Origin of the sequence: Microbispora sp. ATCC PTA-5024, assembly GCF_000511135.2 — a bacterium.
Classification (GTDB): Bacteria; Actinomycetota; Actinomycetes; order Streptosporangiales; family Streptosporangiaceae; genus Microbispora; species Microbispora corallina.
Genome location: NZ_KI866522.1, coordinates 1,880,667 through 1,898,466 on the forward strand (window position 1 = coordinate 1,880,667; position 17,800 = coordinate 1,898,466).

Below are 17,800 nucleotides of genomic sequence, written 5' to 3' on the forward strand. Positions count from 1 at the left end.
GGACGAGCCGCACCGGGAGCCGGCCGTACGGGTGCCGCGGCCGCGGCGAACCCCCGCGACGGCTCCCGCCTTCCCCTCGGCGGCCCGCGCGGGCGGCGCGGCGACAGTCGGCATGCTGCACGTGGCCGGGCCGCGGTTCGGCCGCGGGCTCGCCGAGGCCGACGAGCCCATCGACGCGGGCGAGCTGCAGGCGAGCATCTGGGCCGACCTGACCCGGCTGGCGGACGCCGGGGTGCCCCGGCCCGACCTGCTGGTCGTCACCGGCGACCTCACCGAGTCGGGCAGCATCCGGGAGTGCGAGCAGGCGCTGACGTTCCTGACGGGGCTGCGCGTGCTGCTGGGCCTGGAGCCGGGCCGCCTGGTCGTCGTCCCCGGGCCGCGCGACGTCACCAGGGCCGCCTGCCGCGCCTACTTCGCCACCTGCGAGGCCGACGACGTGGCCCCCCAGCCGCCGTACTGGCCGAAGTGGCGCCACTTCTCCACCCTCTTCAAGGAGATCTACCAGGGCCTCGACGGGCCGGCGTTCGACAGCGCGCAGCCGTGGACGCTGTTCGAGCTGCCCGAGCTGCGGACCGTGGTGGCCGGGCTCAACTCCACGATCGCGATGAGCCACCGCGAGGAGGACGACCACGGGTTCGTCGGCGAGGCCCAGGCGGCCTGGTTCGCCGAGCGGCTCCGGCAGTACGACGGCTGGCTGAAGGTGGGGGCCGTCGCGCACCCGCCGCCGGGCCTGCGCGACGCCGGCACGCTGGAGCGCCTGCTCGGCTCCCGCCTCGACCTCCTCCTGCACGGCCGCGACCCCCGCCGCGGCCCCGAGGACCTGTGGGAGCTCGACGGGCTGCCGTGCCTGCCCGCCCTGGCGCCGGGCCGCCACCAGATCGTCGAGCTCACCCCGGAGGGGCTGCGCCGGTGGCCGCGCGACCGGGCCGAGCTGGGCGAGCCCGAGGTCGTCCCGTACGTCTGGCGGCTGTGGCGGCCGCAGAGCCCGCCCGCCCCGGCCGAGCCCGGGCCGCCGGCCGAGCCCGACACCCAGGCCGGGCCGACCGACCTGCTGCTCGACCGGATCGTCGAGGTGTGCGAGACGCGGTTCGAACGGGCCAAGATCCGCCGGGTCGCGGGCGACCCGCCGCATCTGCTCGTCACCCACCCCGAGGACGGCTTCGTCCGGCAGTTCCTCATCGGCGCCCACGCCGGGCCGCTCACCCGCGACCGGGTCGAGGCGTTCCTCGCCCACGTGCACGCCGCGGGGCTGGAGCACGGCTCGGAGCTGGTGTACCAGGGGCCGACCCCGGCCCAGGCGCTGCGGGACGACGCGCTGCGGCGCGGGCTGCGGCTGCGCAGCTTCACCGAGTTCCAGGGGCTGCTCGACCTGTCCGACCACGTGGCCGGGCAGACGGCCCGGCTGCGGAGCGACCGGCGCTACCCGCCCGACCTGTACGTGCCGCAGCGGTTCCGGGAGCTCGACCGGGCCGGGGAGGGCGTCCGCGACGACCTGGCCGGGGAGCTGATGCGGCTGCTGGCCGCCGACCACGGCCGGTTCGTGCTCGTGCTCGGCGACTTCGGGCGGGGCAAGACCTTCGCCCTGCACGAGGTGGCCCGGCGCATCCCGTCCGAGCTGCCGCACCTCACGCCGATCCTGATCGAGCTGCGCGCCCTCGACAAGGCGCACTCGGTCGACGGGCTGGTCGCCGCCCACCTGGCCAACCACGGCGAGGAGCTGATCGACCTCAAGGCCTTCCACTACATGCTGCGCCAGGGCCGGATCGTGCTGCTGTTCGACGGCTTCGACGAGCTCGTCACCCGGGTCACGTACGAACGGGCGGCCGACCACCTCGACACCCTCCTGCAGGCCGCGGAGGACAAGGCGAAGATCGTGGTGGCCGGCCGCACCCAGCACTTCAAGTCGCGCAGCCAGGTGATGACCGCGCTCGGCGAGAAGGTCGGGCTGCTGCCCAACCGCCGGGTGCTGAGCATCGAGGAGTTCACCCAAGATCAGATCAGGGCGTACCTGGTCAACCGGTACGGCTCGCAGCGGGCGGCGGACGACCGCATGGACCTGCTGCGGGGCGTCGGCGACCTGCTCGGCCTCGCGCAGAACCCCCGCATGCTCAGCTTCATCGCCGACCTGCCCGAGGAGCGGCTGCGCGCCGTGGCGCAGGCGGGGGAGGCGATCAGCGCCGCCGGCCTGTACCAGGAGATCCTCGACACCTGGCTGGCGTTCGAGGAGAACCGTACCCGCGGCGTCGCCGGCTCGCCCGGCGGGCTGACCCGCGACGAGCTGTGGCGTGCCGCGACGACGCTCGCCCTGCGCCTGTGGGAGACCGGCGAGACCTACCTGCGCCCGTCGGAGCTCTCCGAGGTCGCCGACACGCTGACCGGCCTGACCGGTTCCGCTGACCGGCCGGGCGGGGACGAGACCGAGCAGGAGGGCGCCGGGCGCGCCGCGGCGTCCGGCGACCGGCTGTCGCCCGGCCAGGCGGCGCACGCGGTGGGGGCCGGGAGCCTGCTGGTCCGCACCGACGAGGGGCTGTTCGGCTTCATCCACGCGTCGGTCGTGGAGTGGCTGGTCGCGCGCCACCTGTCGGGCTCGCTCGACGACCTGGCGCTGCGCCCGCTGTCCGCTCTCACCGTCGACTTCCTGTGCGACCTGGCCGACGCCTCCCGCCTGCAGTCGTGGGCCGCCCGCACGCTCGCCTCCCCGGCCTCCGGCGACGCGGCCAGGGCCAACGCGATCAAGGTGACGACCCGGCTGCGCACACCGGCGCGGACCGACCTGCGGGGCGCCCGCCTCAGCGGGGAGGACCTGTCGTACCGGGAGCTGTCGGGGGTGGACCTCACCGGCGCGGACCTCACCGACGCCCGGCTGGTCGGCGCCAACCTGGCGCACGCCGTGCTGCGCGACGCCAGGCTCGCGGGCGCCCGGCTGGACGAGGCCGTGCTGGCGGGCGCCGACCTGCGCGGCGCCGACCTGTCGCGGGCCCGGCTCGCCCGGGCCGACCTGCGCGACGCGGCCGTCGAGGGCGGCACCTGGGACCGGGCCGCGCTGATCGACGCCGTGGGCGTCCCGGCCGACGCCCCCGAGCTTCGCGGCGCCGCCGTCGCGCCCGGCCGGCCCGTGACCGCCGAACTCGCGCCCGCCCTCGTCGGCGTGCCGTACGGCTACCACTTCGAGAGCAGCCGGCTGCCCGAGCCCGTCGCGTACAGCCCCGACGGCGGGATGCTCGCGGTGGGCAGCGAGGACGGCGGCGTGCTCGTGTGCGACAGCGTGACCGGCTCCGCCCTGCGGACGCTCCAGGGCCACCGCGGCCGGGTCTACAAGGCCGTGTACGGCGCGACGGGACTGGTGACCGGCGCCGCCGACGGGACCGTCCGCGTCTGGGACACGGCGACCGGCGCCGCTCTCCACGTCCTGCAGGGCCACCCCCAGGGCGTCTGGCCGGTCGTGACGTCCGGCGACCTGATCGCCGCGGGCGGAGCCGACGGGGTGGTGCGGGTGTGGTCGGGCGGCGAGCCGCTGCTGGAGCTGCCCGGGCACGCCGCGCCCGTCTACACGGCCGTCTTCCTGCCGGGCCTGCTCGTCACCGGCGACTCCGCGGGCGCGATCCGCGTGTGGGACCTCGCCACCGGCCGGGTCCGCCATCACCTCCACGGCCACAGCGGCGCCGTCTACCGGCTCGTCCTCAGCCCCGGCGGCACGCTGCTCGCCGCGGGCGACGGACAGGGCGTGCTGCGGATCTGGGACCCCCGCACGGGAGAGCCGATCCACGAGCTGACCGGCCACCCCGGCCGCATCTACGCGCTGGCGTTCCACCCGGGAGGCCGCCTGCTCGCGTCCGGCGACACGACGGGAGCCGTACGGCTATGGGACCCGGTCGCGGGTACCCCGGCGGGCGACGTCCCCGGCCACCGGGGCGCGGTGTACCAGGTGCTGTTCAGCCCGTCCGGGGAGCTGCTGGCCACCGGCGACAGCGACGGCGTCGTACGGACCTGGGACACGGCGACGGCCCGGCCCCGGGCCGAGCTGACCGGGCACCGCGGCTCGGTGTGGCCGTTCGCGTTCCGCCCGGACGGTCGGCAGCTCGTGACCAGCAGCAACGACGGCACCACCCGCCTGTGGGACCCGCTCACCGGGCAGTGCAGGCAGACGCTGCGCGGGCACGGCCGCCGGATCACCTCCGTGCGGTTCTCCGCCGACGGCAGCATGCTCGCCACCTGCGGCAACGACGGCTACGTGCGGCTGTGGGACCCCCGGACCGGCCGCCGGCTCCGGTCCCTCACCGGCGCGGCCGACCGGCTGGTCTCGGCCGTCTTCAGCCCTGCCGGTCCGCTGCTGGCGACCGCCAGCAACGACGGCGGCGTCTACCTGTGGAACCCGGCCGCCGGGACGTACGAGCGCGAGCTCAACGTCGAGACCGACCACGTCTGGGCCGAGGCGCTCAGCCCGGACGGCGAGCTCCTCGCGACCGCGAACGACGACGACAGCGTCCGGCTGTGGTTCCGCACCACCGGACGGCAGGTGGTCAACCTGGCCGGCCACCGGGGGCGGGTGCGCTCGATCGCGTTCAGCCCGGACGGCCGCCTGCTCGCCACCGGCTGCGACGACCGCAAGGTCCGGCTGTGGGAGGTGCCCTCCGGGGCGTACGTCGCCACCCTGGACGGCCACGAGGACCGCGTGTACTCCGTGGTGTTCCACCCGGACGGCCGGCTGCTGGCGAGCGCGAGCAACGACGGCACCGCCCGGCTGTGGGACGTCACGAGCGGACAATGCCGGCACGTGCTCGAACGCGGAGCCGGCCGGCTCTGGACCGCCGCGTTCAGCCCGTCCGGCGACCTGCTGGCCACGGCCGGCGACGACCTGACCGTGCGGCTGTGGGACCCGGTGTCGGGGGCGCACGTCCAGTCGCTGACCGGGCACACCCGCAGGGTCTGGTCGGTGGCGTTCCACCCCTCCGGCGACCTGCTCGCGAGCGCCGGGGACGACGGCGTGGTGATCCTCTGGGATGTGCCGGCCTGGACCCGGCGGGCCACCCTGCTCGGCCTGCCCGAGGGCTGGGCGGCGTTCGCGCCGGGCGGCCACTACAAGCTGGAGGGCGACGTGTCCGGCCAGTTCTGGTACGTCATCGGCATGTGCCGCTTCGAGCCGGGCGAGCTCGACGAGTACCTCCCCGAGGTGCGCCGCCTGGCCCTCGACGAACCCTTCTGAGCGCCTTTACGCTGTAGATCAGCGGCGGGTGGTCAGATCGAGCCAGACCTTGTCGGCCTGGGCGTCGAGCGACTCCAGCGTGCCGCCGTTGTCGATCACGATGTCGGCGACGGCCAGCCGGTCCTCCCGGGTGGCCTGCGCCGCGATCCTGGCCCGCGCGTCGGCCTCGGCCATCCCGCGGAACGTGCGCAGCCGCTCGATCCTGACGTCGTCGGGCGCGTCGACCACGATCACGACGTCGTACAGGGGGGCGAGGCCGTTCTCGGCCAGGAGAGGGACGTCGTAGACGACGACGGCGTCCTCGGGGGCGGCCCGCTGGAGCTCCTCGACGCGGGCGCCGACCTTCGGGTGGACGATGCCGTTGAGGATCTTCAGCCGGGCGGGGTCGGCGAACACGATCGACCCGAGTTTCTCGCGGTCGAGCGTCCCGTCGGGGCGGAGCACGCCCTCGCCGAACGCCTCGACCACTTCCGCCAGCCCCGGGGTTCCCGGTTCGACCACCTCTCGCGCGATCATGTCGGCGTCGATCACGACCGCGCCGTGGGCCGCGAGCCTGCGCGACACCTCGCTCTTGCCCGACCCGATGCCGCCCGTGAGCCCGACCTTCAGCACGCCCGAAGCCTACCGGCCGCGGGGCCGCGCGCGGGAGGCCGGCGTCGGGCGCCGGTCGCCGGTCGCCGGTCGCCTCAGCCGAGGGCGCGACGGAGGTGGATGAGGGTCAGATGGTCCTGGAGTCGTTCGCGGTGGGTCTCGCGGTAGCCGAGGCGGCGGTACAGACGCAGGTTCCCCTCGGACAGGTGCCCGGTGAACAGGTCGAACGCGGTCGCCTCGGGGACGGCCTCGTGCAGGGCGGCCAGCAGGGCGCCGCCGATCCCCTGGCCCTGCCGGTCGGGCGCCACCACGAGGCGGCCGACGAGGCAGGTCGTGCCGGACATCCGGCCGCGGACCGACCCGACGATCCGCCCGGCGTCGACGGCCTTGAGCACCACGCCGTTCTCGACCACGGCGCGGACCTGCTCGAAGGACTCGACGAGCGGGCCGATGAACGGGTCGCCGTACATCTGGGCCTCGGTGACATAGGCCGCCCGCTGGAGCGTGAGGATCTCCCCCGCGTCCCCGGGCCGCGCCCGCTCGATCTCCACCACGCGATCACCCTACCGGTGGCCGCCCCCGCCGCACGGCGAGGCCGGGACACGGGAGGCGCCACCGCCAGGAGTCGCCCGTCCGGCCGCTTGGCGAGGGCTGGGGACGCGGGAGGCGCCACGCGCCAGGAGTTGCCTGTCCGGCCGCATGGCGAGGGCTGGGGACGCGGAAAGGCCCCGCCCGGAAGGGGCGGGGCCTTTCGCTCGGTCTTACCGCCGGCTGGGCCGGTGGGCGATCAGCTCTGGCCGCCGGCCAGCTTCTCGCGCAGGGCCGCGAGGGCCTCGTCGGAGGCGAGGGCGCCGCCGGTCTGGGCGTTGCTCTCGCCGCCGCCGCTGTAGGACGAGGGAGCGGCCTCGCTAGCCGCCGCCTCCTCCTGGCGGGCCTTCTCGATCTGCGAGCGGTGCGCCTCGAAGCGGGCCTGGGCCTCGGCGTACTGCCGCTCCCACTCCTCGCGCTGCTTGTCGAAGCCCTCGAGCCACTCGCCGGTCTCGGCGTCGAAGCCCTCGGGGTAGATGTAGTTGCCGGCGTCGTCGTAGGTCGCCGCCATGCCGTACAGCGTGGGGTCGAACTCGACCTCGGTGCCGACGCCCTCGTTGGCCTGCTTCAGCGACAGCGAGATCCGGCGGCGGTCCAGGTCGATGTCGATGATCTTGACGAAGATCTCGTCGCCGACCTGCACGACCTGCTCCGGGATCTCCACGTGGCGCTCGGCCAGCTCGGAGATGTGGACCAGGCCCTCGATGCCCTCCTCGACCCGGACGAACGCGCCGAACGGCACCAGCTTGGTGACCCGGCCGGGGACGACCTGGCCGATCTGGTGGGTCCGGGCGAACTGCTGCCACGGGTCCTCCTGCGTCGCCTTCAGCGACAGCGAGACCCGCTCGCGCTCCATGTCGACGTCGAGGACCTCGACCGTGACCTCCTGGCCGACCTCGACGACCTCGGACGGGTGGTCGATGTGCTTCCAGGACAGCTCGGACACGTGGACCAGGCCGTCGACGCCGCCGAGGTCCACGAACGCGCCGAAGTTGACGATCGAGGAGACGACGCCCTTGCGGACCTGACCCTTCTGCAGGGTGTTGAGGAAGGTCTGGCGGACCTCCGACTGCGTCTGCTCGAGCCAGGCGCGGCGGGACAGAACCACGTTGTTGCGGTTCTTGTCCAGCTCTATGATCTTGGCCTCGAGCTCGCGGCCGACGTACGGCTGGAGGTCGCGGACGCGGCGCATCTCGACCAGGGACGCCGGGAGGAAGCCGCGCAGGCCGATGTCGAGGATCAGACCGCCCTTGACGACCTCGATGACGGTGCCCGTGACGATGCCGTCCTCGTCCTTGATCTTCTCGATCGTGCCCCAGGCGCGCTCGTACTGGGCGCGCTTCTTGGACAGGATCAGGCGGCCTTCCTTGTCCTCCTTCTGGAGGACCAGGGCCTCGACGTGCTCTCCGACCTCGACGACCTCGGCCGGGTCGACATCGTGCTTGATCGAGAGCTCGCGGGACGGGATGACGCCCTCGGTCTTGTAGCCAATGTCGAGCAAGACCTCGTCTCGATCGACCTTGACAACGGTGCCTTCAACGATGTCTCCGTCGTTGAAGTACTTGATGGTCTCGTCGATCGCGGCGAGGAAGGCCTCCTCGGAACCGATGTCGTTGACCGCTACCTGCGGGGTGCTCGAGGTGGCCTCAGTGCTGCTCGTCATGTGTGGAATTGCTCCGAACCGGACAGATGTCGTTGTGACAGAAGCGCGGCGGGCCTGTTTTCGTTCACCGAAGTCTGATCTTTCCTGAACCTACGGATGACCGAGCGCGAGCCCGCTCCGTCCGTGACGCGCGCGAGCCCACAGCGCAGCGATCAGCATATGAGACCTGACGGGCGGGGTCAATCCGGACCGGCCACAGAACCGCTCGCCCGCGCCTCTAGTACGCGATGACCGCTTTGGCATCACTTGACCGGACCTGACCCTTCAGTTTCCGAGGAACGGACACATGGCTGGGGTCCCCATCGGACGTATAGCGCTCCTGTGGGTGTTTGTCCAGCCAATCGAGCCAGTAGGTCGTGCACCAGCGGCTGCATTCACCGTGTTTTCCGTTGCTCTGGATCCTCGGTATCGCGTACCGCTGGAAACTTTTCGCGTTGGGCGAAACCGCGGGCTCGGCCCCCGCGAGGAACACGCCGTCGAAGTGGTACTTCGTCCCGTCCCAGGAGCCGTCGTGCGCCGTGCCCGCCTTCTTCGGCTGCGACCCGTACGGCAGGGCGAACGTGGTGGACGAGATCACCCCGAGCGTCCTGAGGAGCCGTTCCTGGCGGGCGATCTGCTCGCGCACCTTCGCGGTGGACAGGCGGTGCAGGTCGGGGTGGGAGTAGGTGTGGTTGGCCACCTCGAAGCCGTGGCCGAGCAGCCACGTCACCGCCTGCGCCTCGCTGGCCTTGTTCCGGACGCCGAACGGCTCCCGGTTGACGTAGAACGTGGCCACCGGCCGGAAGTCGGGGTGGCGGGCGGCGACCTCGTAGATGATCCCCACGGCCGTGTCGTTCCTCGGCATGCCGTTGGCGTCGACGGCGAAGTGCGAGGGGCTGCCGTCGTCGAACGTGAGGACGACCGGGTGCGACCCCGCGGGGATGTCGATCTTCCGGGAGACGAACTCGGCGGCGGTGACGGGGACGTAGTTGTCCTTGGCCAGCCGTTCGAGCTCGCCCCGCAGCTCGGCGGGTGTCCGGTCGATGGACGCGACGCGCCGGCGCAGCAGCCGGTGGTACATGATCACGGGCACCAGCCCGACCTCGTTCGCGCGCACCTTCTTCGCCGACTCCGCGGTCGCCTGGACGGGCTCCGCCGTCCTCGTGGGGGGCAGCGCGGCCTTCGGCGGCAGCGCCGCCCGTTCGGGCTCGGCACGCTCCAAGGGAGGCAGCAGCACGAGCACGGCCAGACCGACGACGACCACGACGACGTTGGCGATGGCGGTCATCTGGGCAAGGCTTCGCACAGTTATTTGACCTTAGTGCCCGTCCTCACCCGATTCACATGTGTTGTGATTTCCCTGTGGACTGGAGTCTTCGCGCCTGCGGCCGGCACGGCCACGTCACGTATTCGCCGGACGAGGAGGCGCTGCGCTCGCGGCTGAGGGCCGAGACCGTTCTCGGAGAGGCGTGGCGCTGCCTGCGCTGCGGCGACTTCACGCTCGGGCCGCCGCGCGGGTCGGGCCCGGCGCGCGACGCCCCCGTCGTGCTGCGCGGGAACGCGCTCCGCGACGCCACGGTCCTGCGGCTGATCGCGGTCTTCCGCTGGATGAAGGGCGTGCTGGTGCTCGCCGGCGCGTACGGCGTGTGGCGCTTCCGCGCGGAGCGGGACGCGGTGCAGCGGGCGTTCGACCAGGACCTGCCGCTGGTCAAGCCGATCACCGATCAGCTGGGCTGGAACCTCGAGGACTCGGGCGTGGTCCACACGCTGCGGTCGGTGCTGGCGGCCAAGACCACGACGCTGACCGGGATCTCCGTCGGCCTCGTGGCCCTGGCGACCCTCATGATCGTCGAGGGCGTCGGCCTGTGGCTGCTCAAGCGGTGGGGTGAGTACTTCTCGGTGGTGGTGACCTCGGCCTTCATCCCCGTGGAGATCTACGAGATCACCGAGAAGGTCACCGCGCTGCGGATCGTCGTCCTGCTGATCAACATCGCGGCGGCGCTCTACATCGCCCTGAGCAAGCGGCTGTTCGGTCTGCGCGGCGGCCGGGCCGCCTACGACGCCGAACGGCACGAGGCGAGCATCCTGGAGGTGGAGGCGGCCGGCCTGGCCCCCTCCCGCCGCCCCTGACACCGCCCCTCAAGCCGCCCGGGGTCAGTGGCCGGCGTCCTCCCAGGTGGGCCCGACGCCCACACTCACCTCGAGCGGGACGCGCAGCTCGTACGCGGCGCACATCTGCCGCCGCACGACGTCGGTGAGCTCCTCCAGCTCCCCGGGGGCCACCTCGAACACCAGCTCGTCGTGGACCTGCAGGAGCATCCGCGAGCGCATGCCCTCGACGGCCTTCTGGACGTCGAGCATGGCGACCTTGATGATGTCGGCGGCCGAGCCCTGGATCGGGGCGTTGAGCGCCATCCGCTCGGCCATCTCCCGCCGCTGCCGGTTGTCGCTGGTCAGGTCGGGCAGGTAACGCCGGCGGCCGAGGATCGTCTCGGTGTACCCGTCGGTGCGGGCCTGCGCGACGATGGCCTCCAGGTAGTCGCGGACGCCGCCGAACTCCTCGAAGTACTCCTCCTTGAGCGCCCGCGCCTCGGCGACCGGGATGTTGAGCTGCCCGGAGAGCCCGAAGTCGGACAGCCCGTAGGCCAGGCCGTAGTTCATGGCCTTGATCCGGGCCCGAAGGTCGCCGTCGACCTTCTCGGGCGGCAGGTCGAAGACGCGGGACGCGGTCGCCTGGTGGAAGTCGTGGCCGGACTCGAACGCCGCGATCAGCGACGCGTCCTGCGAGAGGTGGGCCATGATCCGCAGCTCGATCTGGCTGTAGTCGGCCGTGAGCAGGGTCTCGTAGCCCTTGCCCACGACGAAGCCCTTGCGGATGCGGCGGCCCTCGACCGTGCGGATCGGGATGTTCTGCAGGTTGGGCTTCTCGCTCGACAGCCGGCCGGTCGCGGCGACGATCTGGTTGAACGTGGTGTGGATCCGCCCGTCGTCGCCGATCTCCTTGATCAGCCCCTCGACGGTGGTGCGCAGCTTGGTCTGGTCGCGGTGGCGCAGCAGGATCGTCGGCAGCTCGTTGTCGGTCTGCAGGGCCAGCCAGGCGAGGGCGTCGGCGTCGGTCGTGTAGCCGGTCTTGATCCTCTTGGTCTTGGGCAGGCCGAGCTTGACGAACAGGATCTCCTGGAGCTGCTTGGGCGAGCCGAGGTTGAACTGCTCCCCCACGGCCTGGTGGGCGGCCTCCGTCGCCTGCTTCACGGCGGCGCCGAACTCCGCCTCCAGGGCCGCGAAGTACTGCCGGTCGGCGGCGATGCCGGCCCGCTCCATCTCGGCGAGCACCCGGACCAGCGGCAGCTCCACCTCGGTGACCAGGCGGGTGCCGCCCCGCTCGGACAGGTGCCCCTCCAGGGCGTCGGCCAGGTCGCGCACGGCCTGGGCCCGCAGCGCCAGGTCGCGGGCGGCGCTCACGTCGGCGTCGTCGAACAGCGAGCCCTGCCCGTCGGGCGCGGACTCGGCCCGCAGCTCGCGGTGCAGGTAGCGCAGGACCAGGTCGTCGAGCGGGAACGAGCGCTGCCCCGGCATGGCGAGGTAGGCCGCCAGGGCCGTGTCGCAGGTGAGGCCGCGCAGGTCGTGGCCGTGCGCCCACAGCGCCAGCAGCGCACCCTTGGCGTCGTGGACGGCCTTGGGCCGGGTCTCGTCGGCCAGCCAGGCACCCAGGGCCGCCTCGTCCTCCTCCGTGAGCCGGGAGGGGTCGAGGTAGGCCGCGCCGTCCGGCCCGGCCACGGCGACGCCGTCGAGCCTGCCGGTGCCGCTGCCGTACACGCCCTGGAACGCCAGGCCCGCCCTGCCCTCGGGGAGGGCGGCGAGCCAGGCGGCCACCTGGCCGGGCTCCAGCACGGCGACCTCCAGCTCGAAGCCCTCCTCGGCCTCAGGCTCTGTCGTGCCGAGGGTCTTGAACAGCCGCTCGCGCAGCTCGCCGCGGATCTGGAGGGCGTCGAGGAGCTTGTTGACCTCCTCGCGGTCCCACAGGCCCATCCGCAGGTCGGCCGTCTCGGCGTCGATCGCGACGTCGCGCTTCAGCTCGGTGAGCATGCGGTTGTGGATCACCTGGCCGAGGTGCTCGCGGAGCTTGTCGCCGACCTTGCCCTTCACCTCGTCGGCCCGGCGGACCAGCTCGTCGAGCGAGCCGAACTCGGCGATCCACTTCGTGGCGGTCTTCTCGCCCACGCTGGGGATGCTGGGCAGGTTGTCGCTCGGGTCGCCGCGCAGCGCCGCGAAGTCGGGGTACTGCGCCGGGGTGAGGCCGTACTTCTCGGCGACGGCCTCGGGCGTGAAGCGGGTCATGTCGCTGATGCCGCGCCGGGTCATGAGCACGGTGACGCTGTCGTCGACCAGCTGGAGCGCGTCGCGGTCGCCGGTGACGATGAGCACGTTCATCCCGTCGGCGGCCGCCCGGGTGGCGAGAGTGGCGATGAGGTCGTCGGCCTCGAACCCGGCCACCGACAGCCGGGGGACGCGCAGGGCGTCGAGCAGCTCGAAGATGAGCTGCATCTGGCCGCGGAAGTCCTCCGGGGTCTCCGCGCGGTTGGCCTTGTAGCCGTCGTAGGCCTCGTGCCGGAACGTGGGCTCGCTGCGGTCGAAGCAGACGGCGATGTGGCTCGGCTGCTCGTCCCGCAGGATGTTGGCCAGCATCGAGGTGAAGCCGTAGACCGCCTCCGTGTGCTGCCCGTCCGTCGTCATGAGGTTCGCGTCCTTCAGTGCGTAGAAGGCGCGATAGGCGAGGGAATGCCCGTCCAGCAGCAGCAGGCACGGACGGGTGGGGGTCGCTTCACTCTTCGGCACACCCGCAGCCTAGTCTCCCTCTACGACAGAAACCCCAGGCTCTTCCCACAGGAGGCGTCCCCTTGACCTTGACGAATCCGGAGGACCTCGTCGCGTCCATGAACGAGGCCGGGAAGGGCCACCTGCACGAGCGCATGGGCATCGAGATCCTCGAGGCGAGCGCCGAGAGGGTCGTGGCCCGCATGCCCGTGAAGGGCAACACCCAGCCGTACGGGCTGCTGCACGGCGGGGCGTCCTGCGTCCTGGCCGAGACGATCGGGTCGACCGGCGCCGCCCTGCACGCCGGCCCGGGGAAGATGGTGGTCGGCATCGAGATCAACGCCACCCACCACCGCTCCGCCACCTCCGGGGACGTGACCGCCGTCGCCACCCGGGTGCACGGCGGCCGCACGCTCGCGACGTACGTCATCGAGATCGCCGACGAGGTGGGGCGCGCGGTCTGCACGGCGCGGCTGACCTGCCTCATCAGGGACGCGTCCTGACGCCGCGGCGAACCCGCGGGGCGGTGAACACCGCATTCACGGCCATAACGGAAAGCCTTCCGACTCTCTTTGCACGGGAGCCCCAGGGGTCGCTACCGTTGTGGCTCCAGAGCCCGTGGGAGACCGAGTAGACAACGTGCGGAGCCGGGGAAGCTGTGTACGGTCCCAAAGGTCCACCGCGGGCTCGCCGCTGTCCGGAATCGGAAGTCACCGGACGCGCCGCCCGCAGCCGTCCTGACCTGGGAAGCTTGCTCACGCCAGTGACACACCCTGGTCACCGATTGGTGACGAACAGCCCTGAAACGGGCGACACGGGCTTATGCTCCGGCCACAACGTCGCAGACCCGTTGCGATGTTGCGCGTCCGAATGGGGGGACACCACCCCGCCATGACCTATAGAGGGAGCACCATTGCGCAGAGCCGTGATCGCGTTCACGGCCTTCCTGGGTGGACTCGTCTTTCTGCTCGCCTCCCCCGCCTGGGCGGACGGCGAGGCGCTGAAGGGCACACTCCAAAACCAAGGCCAGCCGGTGAACGGCGTCAAGATCAGCGTGGTGACGGAGGACGGACAACCCGTCAAGGAGGTCACCACGGGGGCCGACGGCAAGTGGGAGGTCCCGGTCCCGAAGGCCGGTAAGTACAAGGTCACTCTGGACCAGAAGACGCTCCCCAAGGGGGTGGCCCTCAAGTTCGCCAACCGCGCCACCCTCGACGTCCAGGTCTACGAGGAGAGCCAGCGCAACGTGCTGTTCGCCCTCGTCCCGGCCGGCGCTTCGGGCGCTCCCGCCCCCTCGTCCTCCTCGGAGTCCTCGTTCTGGGACCGGGTGGCGCAGCTCACGTTCGAGGGCTTCAACCTCGGCCTCATCATCGCGCTCGCGGCCATGGGCCTGTCCCTGGTGTTCGGGACGACGGGCCTGACCAACTTCGCGCACGGCGAGCTCCTCACGCTCGGCGCCATGTCCGCGTACTTCTTCAACGTCGTCGTCGGCATCCCGCTCATCTGGGCCGCGGTGGCCGCGGTGGTCGTCGGCGGCGCGTTCGGCTGGCTGCAGGACGCGTTCTTCTGGAACAAGCTCCGCCGCAGGGGCAGCAGCCTGATCGCCATGATGATCATCTCGATCGGCCTGGCGCTGCTGATGCGCTACATCTTCCTCTTCGTGTTCGGCGGCGAGAGCTCGGCCTACCTCGACTACAACGCCCAGCCGGGCATCCAGGTCGGCCCGATCTCCGCGGCCCCCAAGAACTTCATCGCGATGGGCATCGAGCTCGTCGTCCTGGTGATCGTCGGGCTCGCCCTGCTCCGGACCCGCGTCGGCAAGGCGGCCCGCGCCGTCGCCGACAACCCCGCGCTCGCCGCCTCGTCCGGCATCAACGTCGAGCAGGTCATCCGCATCATCTGGACCGTCGGCGGCGCCGTGGCGGCCCTGGCCGGCGTGATGCTCGGCCTCGCGCAGAACGTCAACTACCAGATGGGCTTCCAGATCCTGCTGCTCGTCTTCGCGGGCGTCACCCTCGGCGGCCTCGGCACCGCGTTCGGCGCCCTGGTCGGATCCATCGTCGTCGGCCTGTTCATCCAGCTCTCCACCCTCGTGGTGCCCACCGAGCTGAAGACCGTCGGCGCGCTGATGGTGCTCATCCTCGTCATGCTCTTCCGGCCGCAGGGCATCCTGGGCCGCCGCGAGCGCATCGGCTGATCGGAGACCCTCGTGGACTGGTACGCGATCTTCGTCACCACGGTCAAGGCGTCAATCGGCCTGGAGACCGTCGTCTACGCGCTCGCCGCCATCGGCGTCAACGTCCAGTTCGGCTACGCCGGGCTGCTCAACTTCGGCCAGGCGGCCTTCCTCGGCGTCGCGGCGTACGGCATGGCCGTCACCGTGGCCACCTTCCACCTGCCCTTCTGGCTCGGCATCGCGATCGGGCTGGTCGCCACGGTCATCCTGGCGTTCCTGCTCGGCATCCCGACACTGCGGCTGAGGGCCGACTACCTCGCGATCGTCACCATCGCCGCCGCCGAGATCGTCCGGCTGATCTTCCGATCGGTGAAGTTCAGCAGCGTCTTCGGCGGCTCGGACGGCCGGCAGAACTTCTCCGGCGACTTCTTCGCGATGAACCCCTACGCCCCAGGCACGTACGGCATCGGCCCGATCAGCTTCAACGAGCGGGTCAGCTGGGTGCTGACCGTCGGCTGGGTCCTCGTCGCGCTGTCCTGCGCGCTGGTGTACCTGCTCATGAAGAGCCCATGGGGCCGCGTCCTCAAGGCCATCCGTGAGGACGAGGACGCGGTGCGCAGCCTCGGCAAGAACGTCTTCTCCTACAAGATGCAGGCCCTCGTCCTCGGCGGCGTCATCGGCTGCCTCGGCGGCTTCGTCTTCGCGCTCGGGCAGGCGTCGGTGCAGCCCGACCTGTTCAGCACCGAGTTCACGTTCTACGCGTACACGATCGTGATCCTCGGCGGCGCCGCCCGGGTCTTCAGCCCCGTCGTCGGAGCCGCGATCTTCTGGGTTCTGCTGGTCTTCGTCGGGAACACCTTGAGCGAGGCCGTCGGCGCCGGAGTCATCCCCGCTTCGATCATGACCGTCAACCAGGTCGGCGCGGTGCGCTTCATGCTCGTCGGACTCGGGCTGATGCTCCTGCTCATCTTCCGTCCCCAGGGCATCTTCGGCGACAAGAGGGAGATCGCGCTCGATGCACGCTGACACCACCACGACGCGGAAGGCGGCCGCGGCGGCCGTCTTCGAAGGACTCCCCACCGAACCCGGCGTCCCCAAGCCCGACCCGATCCTCGTCGTCGACAAGGTCGTGCGCAGGTTCGGCGGCCTCACCGCCGTCGACGTCGACCACCTGGAGATCCAGCGCGGCTCGATCACCGCCCTGATCGGCCCGAACGGCGCCGGCAAGACCACGTTCTTCAACCAGCTCACCGGCTTCGACACCGCCGACGCCGGCTCCTGGACCTTCAACGGCAACCAGCTCAAGGGCGTGCCGGCGCACCGCGTGGCGCGGCAGGGCATGGTGCGGACCTTCCAGCTCACCAAGGCCCTGTCGAAGCTCACCGTCATGGAGAACATGCGGCTCGGCGCCCAGAACCAGCGCGGCGAGAACTTCTTCCGCGCCCTCATCCCGGGCAGCTGGCGCCGCCAGGAGGACGAGATCACCGAGCGCGCCGAGGAGCTCCTCGAGCGCTTCAAGCTGGACGCCAAGCGCGACGACTTCGCCGGCTCCCTGTCCGGCGGCCAGCGCAAGCTGCTGGAGATGGCCCGCGCGCTGATGGTCGGCCCCGAGCTCGTCATGCTCGACGAGCCGATGGCCGGCGTGAACCCCGCCCTCACCCAGTCGCTGCTCGGCCACGTCAAGGCCCTGCGCGAGGAGGGCATGACCGTCCTGTTCGTCGAGCACGACATGGACATGGTCCGCGACATCAGCGACTGGGTCGTCGTCATGGCACAGGGCAACGTCATCGCCGAGGGCCCGCCGGACACCATCATGTCCGACTCCCGGGTCGTCGACGCCTACCTCGGCGCCCACCACGACGCGCCGATGTCCGTCGAGGAGGCCGAGGAGCAGCTGCAGGAAGCCGAGGCCGAGCTGGAGATCGAGGAGAAGGCATGACCGCCGCCGAGCCGGACCCCACCCCGGCCGTGACCGACGAGGAGTCCGCGGAGACCGCGCCGGAGACCTCCGGCGCCGCCGTCACCGACCGGTCCGACCACCTCGCCGGCGCCGAGGACGCGCTGCTGCGGGCCGACGAGCTGTACGCCGGGTACATCCCGGGCGTCAACATCCTCAACGGCGCCGACCTGTACGTGAAGAAGGGCGAGCTGATCGGCATCATCGGCCCCAACGGCGCCGGCAAGTCGACCCTGCTCAAGAGCCTTTTCGGCCTGGTCACCATCCGCACCGGAACCGTGACCCTGAACGGCGAGGACATCACCAACCTCAAGGCCCACTCCCTCGTGGCCCGCGGGGTCGGCTACGTCCCCCAGACGAACAACGTCTTCCCCAGCCTCACCATCGAGGAGAACCTGGAGATGGGCGCCTTCCAGGTGCCCGGCAAGTTCAAGGAGCGGTTCGAGTTCGTCTGCGAGATCTTCCCCGCCCTCCGGGAGCGGCGCCGGCAGCGGGCCGGCTCGCTGTCGGGCGGCGAGCGGCAGATGGTCGCCATGGGCCGTGCCCTGATGACCGAGCCGTCCGTGCTGCTGCTGGACGAGCCGTCGGCCGGCCTGTCGCCCAAGCTGCAGGACCTGGTCTTCATCCAGGCCCAGCAGATCAACAAGGCGGGCGTGACCGTCATCATGGTCGAGCAGAACGCCCGGCGCTGCCTGCAGATCTGCCACCGCGGCTACGTCCTCGACCAGGGCCGCAACGCCTACATGGCGAGCGGGCGCGACCTGATCAACGACCCCAAGGTCATCGAGCTCTACCTGGGCACGCTCGCCCGGGCCTGAGAACGACCCT

The 17,800-nt window shown here is 71.6% G+C and carries 12 protein-coding genes; 7 read left to right on the plus strand and 5 right to left on the minus strand.

Going from position 1 to position 17,800, the window contains the following annotated elements; translation table 11 throughout:
- Nucleotides 1–5,203, plus strand: a 5,203-nt coding sequence (locus tag MPTA5024_RS08315) for a pentapeptide repeat-containing protein (RefSeq protein WP_063794636.1), incomplete at its 5' end; no start/stop codon positions are given.
- 18 nt (nucleotides 5,204–5,221) lie between these two features.
- On the opposite strand, the gene coaE is transcribed toward MPTA5024_RS08315, so the two are convergent.
- The 4 genes from coaE to MPTA5024_RS08335 form a co-directional block, all read right to left on the minus strand.
- Nucleotides 5,222–5,815 carry a dephospho-CoA kinase gene (gene coaE, locus MPTA5024_RS08320; protein ID WP_036321243.1) on the minus strand — a complete coding sequence of 198 codons (594 nt, stop codon included), beginning with the start codon at nucleotides 5,813–5,815 and terminating at the stop codon, nucleotides 5,222–5,224.
- A 74-nt stretch (nucleotides 5,816–5,889) separates the two neighbouring features.
- Nucleotides 5,890–6,348, minus strand: a complete 459-nt coding sequence (locus MPTA5024_RS08325) for a GNAT family N-acetyltransferase (RefSeq protein ID WP_036321245.1) — start codon at nucleotides 6,346–6,348, stop codon at nucleotides 5,890–5,892.
- Between the two features lie 233 nt (nucleotides 6,349–6,581).
- A complete protein-coding gene (rpsA, locus tag MPTA5024_RS08330) occupies nucleotides 6,582–8,045 on the minus strand; it encodes a 30S ribosomal protein S1 (protein WP_036321247.1) in 1,464 nt (487 codons plus the stop codon).
- A 217-nt stretch (nucleotides 8,046–8,262) separates the two neighbouring features.
- On the minus strand, nucleotides 8,263–9,312 hold the full coding sequence (locus tag MPTA5024_RS08335) for a polysaccharide deacetylase family protein (RefSeq protein ID WP_084369505.1): 1,050 nt from the start codon (nucleotides 9,310–9,312) through the stop codon (nucleotides 8,263–8,265).
- Between the two features lie 74 nt (nucleotides 9,313–9,386).
- Here MPTA5024_RS08335 and MPTA5024_RS08340 point away from each other — a divergent pair, with 74 nt between their 5' ends.
- A complete protein-coding gene (locus tag MPTA5024_RS08340) occupies nucleotides 9,387–10,154 on the plus strand; it encodes a DUF2127 domain-containing protein (protein ID WP_198167013.1) in 768 nt (255 codons plus the stop codon).
- Between the two features lie 24 nt (nucleotides 10,155–10,178).
- Here MPTA5024_RS08340 and polA read toward each other — a convergent pair whose 3' ends face one another.
- Complete coding sequence (gene polA / locus MPTA5024_RS08345; RefSeq protein WP_036321254.1) at nucleotides 10,179–12,860, minus strand: DNA polymerase I; 2,682 nt, start codon at nucleotides 12,858–12,860, stop codon at nucleotides 10,179–10,181.
- A gap of 98 nt (nucleotides 12,861–12,958) precedes the next feature.
- Between polA and MPTA5024_RS08350 the strand changes: the two genes are divergently transcribed.
- The 5 genes from MPTA5024_RS08350 to MPTA5024_RS08370 all read left to right on the plus strand — a co-directional run bounded on the left by MPTA5024_RS08350 (nucleotide 12,959) and on the right by MPTA5024_RS08370 (nucleotide 17,790).
- Nucleotides 12,959–13,342, plus strand: coding sequence for a hotdog fold thioesterase (locus tag MPTA5024_RS08350; RefSeq protein ID WP_051458067.1), 384 nt, complete (start codon nucleotides 12,959–12,961; stop codon nucleotides 13,340–13,342).
- Between the two features lie 410 nt (nucleotides 13,343–13,752).
- Nucleotides 13,753–15,036 (plus strand): branched-chain amino acid ABC transporter permease, encoded by a 1,284-nt coding sequence (locus tag MPTA5024_RS08355; RefSeq protein WP_232326302.1) that lies wholly within the window; start codon nucleotides 13,753–13,755, stop codon nucleotides 15,034–15,036.
- Between the two features lie 12 nt (nucleotides 15,037–15,048).
- Nucleotides 15,049–16,041, plus strand: coding sequence for a branched-chain amino acid ABC transporter permease (locus MPTA5024_RS08360; RefSeq protein WP_036321259.1), 993 nt, complete (start codon nucleotides 15,049–15,051; stop codon nucleotides 16,039–16,041).
- The gene (locus MPTA5024_RS08365) at nucleotides 16,031–16,954 is read left to right on the plus strand and encodes an ABC transporter ATP-binding protein (RefSeq protein WP_036321261.1); all 924 of its coding nucleotides are present in this window, start codon (nucleotides 16,031–16,033) and stop codon (nucleotides 16,952–16,954) included. Before MPTA5024_RS08360 ends, MPTA5024_RS08365 begins: the two co-directional genes overlap by 11 nt.
- A complete protein-coding gene (locus MPTA5024_RS08370; RefSeq protein ID WP_084369506.1) occupies nucleotides 16,951–17,790 on the plus strand; it encodes an ABC transporter ATP-binding protein in 840 nt (279 codons plus the stop codon). The genes MPTA5024_RS08365 and MPTA5024_RS08370 overlap by 4 nt, the downstream gene beginning before the upstream one ends.
- Nucleotides 17,791–17,800: the final 10 nt, after the last annotated feature.

Coding starts and splice junctions, on each gene's coding strand:
- MPTA5024_RS08370 (WP_084369506.1), top strand. CDS start 16,951: ATGACCGCCGCCGAGCCGGACCCCACCCCGGCCGTGACCGACGAGGAG.
- MPTA5024_RS08365 (WP_036321261.1), top strand. CDS start 16,031: ATGCACGCTGACACCACCACGACGCGGAAGGCGGCCGCGGCGGCCGTC.
- rpsA (WP_036321247.1), bottom strand. CDS start 8,045: ATGACGAGCAGCACTGAGGCCACCTCGAGCACCCCGCAGGTAGCGGTC.
- MPTA5024_RS08350 (WP_051458067.1), top strand. CDS start 12,959: ATGAACGAGGCCGGGAAGGGCCACCTGCACGAGCGCATGGGCATCGAG.
- MPTA5024_RS08335 (WP_084369505.1), bottom strand. CDS start 9,312: ATGACCGCCATCGCCAACGTCGTCGTGGTCGTCGTCGGTCTGGCCGTG.